5 protein-coding genes are annotated in these 5020 nt (G+C 44.3%); all 5 read left to right on the forward strand.

What is annotated here, in order from left to right; genetic code table 11:
* Positions 1-237 (forward strand): site-specific integrase (locus BUF15_RS26240; RefSeq protein WP_143170908.1); only part of this gene is annotated, 237 nt, incomplete at its 5' end.
* A gap of 368 nt (positions 238-605) precedes the next feature.
* A complete protein-coding gene (locus BUF15_RS26250) occupies positions 606-2042 on the forward strand; it encodes a sigma-54-dependent transcriptional regulator (protein WP_073617318.1) in 1437 nt (478 codons plus the stop codon).
* 209 nt (positions 2043-2251) lie between these two features.
* A complete protein-coding gene (locus BUF15_RS26255) occupies positions 2252-2668 on the forward strand; it encodes a hypothetical protein (RefSeq protein ID WP_073617320.1) in 417 nt (138 codons plus the stop codon).
* A complete protein-coding gene (locus BUF15_RS26260; RefSeq protein ID WP_159441400.1) occupies positions 2649-4127 on the forward strand; it encodes a methyl-accepting chemotaxis protein in 1479 nt (492 codons plus the stop codon). Before BUF15_RS26255 ends, BUF15_RS26260 begins: the two co-directional genes overlap by 20 nt.
* Before the next feature lie 192 nt (positions 4128-4319).
* Positions 4320-5020, forward strand: a 701-nt coding sequence (locus BUF15_RS26270) for a PocR ligand-binding domain-containing protein (protein WP_143170909.1), incomplete at its 3' end; no start/stop codon positions are given.

Raw genomic sequence — 5020 nt, forward strand, 5'->3', positions numbered from 1 at the left:
ATTTCTTACGTTGCCGCCTGGTCTATGGTGAAAAAAGCAGGCAAACTGGTCAATATCGAACTGCGTCCACATGATCTCCGGCGTCATGCGGCGACTTATGCCTCAAGATCTGGTACTCCCATAGAAATCGTCAGCAAGGTCATTCTGCGGCATGCAGACCTTTCAACTACTCAAAGGTATCTTGGAAAGGTAAATGACACTGAAGCGATCAGATGGATTGAGACACTTTATGGATAGGCGTGCCTCAACGGGTGAGGATTGCTCCTCACCCGTTGAAAGCAACAGTAGTTCTGCTGCGCTTTTGAGATTTTGGTAAGCTCTTCTTTGCAGTTACTCCATTTCTTATCAATTCTCCAGGTTTAGCCTGTCCTGCCCTGTAAGGAAGCATCTCAAATAGCAGTCTCTCAGGAAAATAAGAGATTGTCACAAGACATGTATAACTCTGACTTTCACTTAAAATGGCCAGAAATTTGTTCAAACGAAATCTACGTGATACCATTTGAAGGTTCACCAAATTTGACCATTTACCTTTGAAGTAAAGAAAAGACAGTGGCAAAATTACAATCGATAAGAGAATTCCATCCACAAAATTGAATAATACGGTAATGGCAAAGATAACAATCATAGATGATGATCAGTTTTTTCAAGATCTTCTTGCAGAGAACTGTCAACTGATGGGCCATGAAATTTTCACAGCAGGGAGTATCTCTGAAGGAAAAGTAATTTTATCAGCAGAATCTATTGATCTCCTTTTTCTTGATGTTCGCTTGCCGGATGGCAACGGCCTTGATCTTCTCTCTTTTGTCCGTGAGATACCTTCAGCACCGGAAGTGATCATTATAACAGGAGCAGGAGATCTGAATGGAGCCGAACTTTCCATTAAAAATGGAGCATGGGACTATCTGCAAAAACCAATTGCGCGGCAAGAGATAACCCTTCAGGTGACAAGGGCTCTTGAGTACCATGAAAAAAAACAGCAAGTTCCGTCACATGTCAGCTTGAATCGAGACGACATTGTCGGGAAGAGTCCACAGTTATGCAAATGTCTGAATCAAATTGCTGCATGTGCGGGTTCTGACACAACGGTACTGCTCACAGGAGAAACCGGTACAGGGAAAGAACTTTTCGCCCAGGCAATCCATGTCAACAGTAACAGATCAAGACAACCATTTATTGTTGTGGACTGTGCCGGTCTGCCGGAGAAGCTCATCGAGAGCATACTTTTCGGTCATATCAAAGGCGCTTTCACAGGAGCTGACACCAATCAAAAGGGGCTGATTGAGCAGGCCGATGGTGGAACCCTCTTTCTCGATGAAGTTGGGGAGTTACCCCTTGAATCCCAGAAAACATTTCTCCGTGTCCTGCAGGAGAAGATCTATAGGCCACTCGGTAAAGGTAAGGAAGTTTCTAGCAATTTTCGGCTCATTGCAGCGACAAATAGAGATCTGTTTGCAATGGTCGGACAAAATACTTTTCGCAGTGACCTATTTTACCGCCTCAATGGATTTAACATTCACCTCCCTCCACTGCGCGAGAGACCTGAAGATATCGAAAACCTTGCAATGTCATTCATCTTCTCAATATGCTGTCGAGAAAAAATTCCTGTCAAAGGGGTTGTACCGGAAACACTCCAGGTTCTTTTTCACTACTCCTGGCCAGGGAATGTACGAGAGTTGAAACAAACACTTGAGAAAGCAATTCTTGCTGATCCCATTGCCCCTGTTCTTTATCCCATCCATCTACCGTCTGAGATACGTCTGAATCACATCCACTCCCTTGTTTCTCGTAAACAATTACTACCTTCTGATAGTACAGGAGTCTTTACAGGAAATGATCCTGCTGAATCTGATATCCTGCCAACGTTCAAAGAGTACCGCAAGCTTTACCAGCAGGACATGGAGAAACGCTACCTGCAGCGCCTAATGGGTGAATCGTCGGGTAATATAGTGGTAGCTTGTAGAACATCTGGGTTAAGCCGTTCCCGCCTCTATGATCTATTGAAGTCACATTCATTGCTTTACCGTACTGTTTCCGAGTCCTGAAAAATCGGACCACCTGTTCGACATTATCCGAAGTTTTCGGACTATCGCTTTCAAATAACTTTTCCCAGTATTCCATCCTTGGGTTAATTTAACAATATTATTACATATTATAAACAATGCCTCCTTGGCACGGTTATCGCTATCAGGCTGTGAAGGATGCTTAGTCCTTACACAGATTACGAATAACACCAATATCAAGGAGGCGACCAATGAAATCAAAATTTCAATCAATTTCGTTCAAACTTTTGAGTACCGGTTTGCTAGCTGTTCTTCTACCACTTGTGGTGGTCGGTTATTTTTCAGTCAACAAATCGGCGGAAGCTTTGCTGAATCTTTCGCGCGAAAAAACGCAATCTTTGGCAATTGATCTTTCCTTGCTGGTAAAAAACCTCCTTAATGCTCAAAAAGAGATGGTCGGCACATTAGCAGTCGACCCCACCTATGTTCAGGCTTTACAGGATATCAGTCTGGCGGATCAGGCAACAAGGCAACATCTCATTCGGTCGTTATTTGAAAATATCGAGGTAAAATTCCAACGACTTAATTCATCACAACAATACCAGGGAATCTTCTTCGCAGGCAACCTCGCAACTCATCGTTCCAGTGGTGGCTCCCATTGTCTCTGAGGATAAACAATTCCTGGGAGTCATCGGGCTGGTACTGAAGGCTGACTATTTTACCGACCTTATTGCTCATCGGAAAATTGGCGAGACCGGCTATGCGTACATGTTGAACAGAGATGGAGTGGTTATTGCCCATCCGAAAGATGAATACCTTTTAAGCCTCAATACGACATCTATCAAGGAAATGGCTGATTTTACATCTATTATGGTGGGAGGGGAAACTGGAGTGACAGAATATGTATTCAAGGGGGTGCGAAAGATAGCTGGTGCCGCACCCGTGGATATTAACCAATGGTCCGTGGCCGTTACTCAGGACGCGGATGAATTTCTTCGTGCTACGGTGTCAATCCGCAATATCATCCTTGCCGTTATTGCTATTGCTATGGCTATCGCCGCAACAGTTATAACTTTATCCAGTAGAAAGATTGTACAGCCGATTAACGCCGCTGTAGCAGGCCTGAAAGACATTGCCCAGGGCGAGGGTGATCTCACCATGCGTCTTTCAGTTTCAACTAAGGATGAAGTTGGCGAACTGGCTAAGTGGTTTAATCTTTTTATTGAAAAGTTACAGCACATCATAAAAGATGTCTCTGCCGGCGTCCATACTCTCTCTTCTTCCTCAACCGAGTTAGCTCAGATTTCAGAACAGATGAATCTGGGGGCGCAACAGGCATCCAGCAAATCGAATACCGTTGCCGTCGCCGCAGAAGAGATGAGTACCAATATGCAAAATGTGGCTGCTGCCATGGAACAATCGACTACAAATACAAATATGGTGGCTACTGCATCGGAAGAAATGTCCTCAACTATAGGGGAGATAGCCCAGAATGCTGAAAAGGCTCGGTTTATCTCTGATAATGCAGCAAAGAAGGCAAGTGAGGCTTCAGACAATATCAATGCATTAGGTGATTCCGCCAAATCCATCGGCAAGGTGATCGAGACCATTACTGAGATATCCGAACAAGTTAATCTGCTGGCTCTTAACGCTACCATTGAGGCGGCTCGGGCCGGAGAAGCAGGTAAGGGATTTGCAGTAGTTGCCAATGAAATCAAAGACCTGGCTAAGCAAACCGCTGCTGCGACCTTCGACATTAAAGACAAGGTTGGAAACATTCAGGACACAACCGCAAAAACCGTTCACCAGATTACCGAAATAAACACCGTTATTAGCGACGTGCATGAGGTCGTGGGCAGCATTGCAACCGCAGTAGAAGAGCAGACTGCTGCGACTGCGGAAATAACAGGAAATGTCACACAAATGGCTCACGGTATCAATGAGGTGAATGAGAATGTCAACCAAAGTTCAGTTGTAGCAACTGACATTGCCAAAGAAATCACCGATGTCAGTGCAATTTCCGGAGAGATGTTTTCCAACAGTTCCCAGGTGCGTGTGAGTGCCGGTGAGCTTTCAAATCTTGCTGAACAGCTGAGCAGAATGGTTGGGCAGTTTAAGGTTGATTGAAAATCTTGACAATATCCTCATTGATCGACTCGAACAAACTATGGCAAGAGGGTTGTTGCCCCTGCATGAACCAGCAACCCTCTTGCTCAAATTCCCACTCCTGCTACAGAAAAAAATTCCGATCAGCTATACTCTTTTCAAGACAATACGTTTGTTTTCAAAAAATCAATCTCATCAACCAATCGAATCGTGATGACAGAACAAAAAGCCACTTTTACAGATTTCATTAACTTCGAAAAACTGCAATCTGTGCTAAGAAAATTTTGTACTTTCGTAGAGATGGGGTGTTGTATTGTCGCCCCGAACGGCAGAATCATTATTGAGGAAGGCTGGGAATGTCTTTGTGCGAGTAGCCAGCAAGAATTGAAATCGATTGATTCGCGGCGATGTATCGATACAGAGCGTTTTTTTATACATAAGCCGGAACCCGGACTAGATAATAAGGTGTTCACGTGCAGAAACGGCTTTAACAGCGTCGGAGCTCCAATTCAAATCGATGGACTGCATATTGCGACCATTTTCATCGGACCATTCATTCAAGAACCAAGCCCGCCAGAGTTGCTTCGTCCTCTGCCTCTGGACGAGCAAAACAGAAATGTCAATATACCGAACAAACATCCCAAATTCTCAACGGCAAGGATACAGCGAATAATTGATCACCTCGATCTTTTTGTCGAACTCATTGCAGAAATGGGCCGCAATCATCTGATTGAAAAAAGAGCGGGCGCAGCGCTTAAAAAAAGTGAAGAACGTTATCGGAATCTCATAAACTCCCTTCCCCAGATTGTGTTCGAAACCGACAAACAGGGCCAGATTCTCTTTCTCAACCAATCAGCCAGAGAAATTCTTGGTTATACAGAAGACACGCTGGGAAAAAACATTGACCTGACCTC

The sequence above is a fragment of the Desulfopila aestuarii DSM 18488 genome, assembly GCF_900143695.1.
GTDB lineage: Bacteria > Desulfobacterota > Desulfobulbia > Desulfobulbales > Desulfocapsaceae > Desulfopila > Desulfopila aestuarii.

Bases quoted from the DNA above. Each gene is read 5' to 3' on its own strand.
- BUF15_RS26250 (WP_073617318.1), top strand. From the start codon at position 606: ATGGCAAAGATAACAATCATAGATGATGATCAGTTTTTTCAAGATCTT.
- BUF15_RS26255 (WP_073617320.1), top strand. From the start codon at position 2,252: ATGAAATCAAAATTTCAATCAATTTCGTTCAAACTTTTGAGTACCGGT.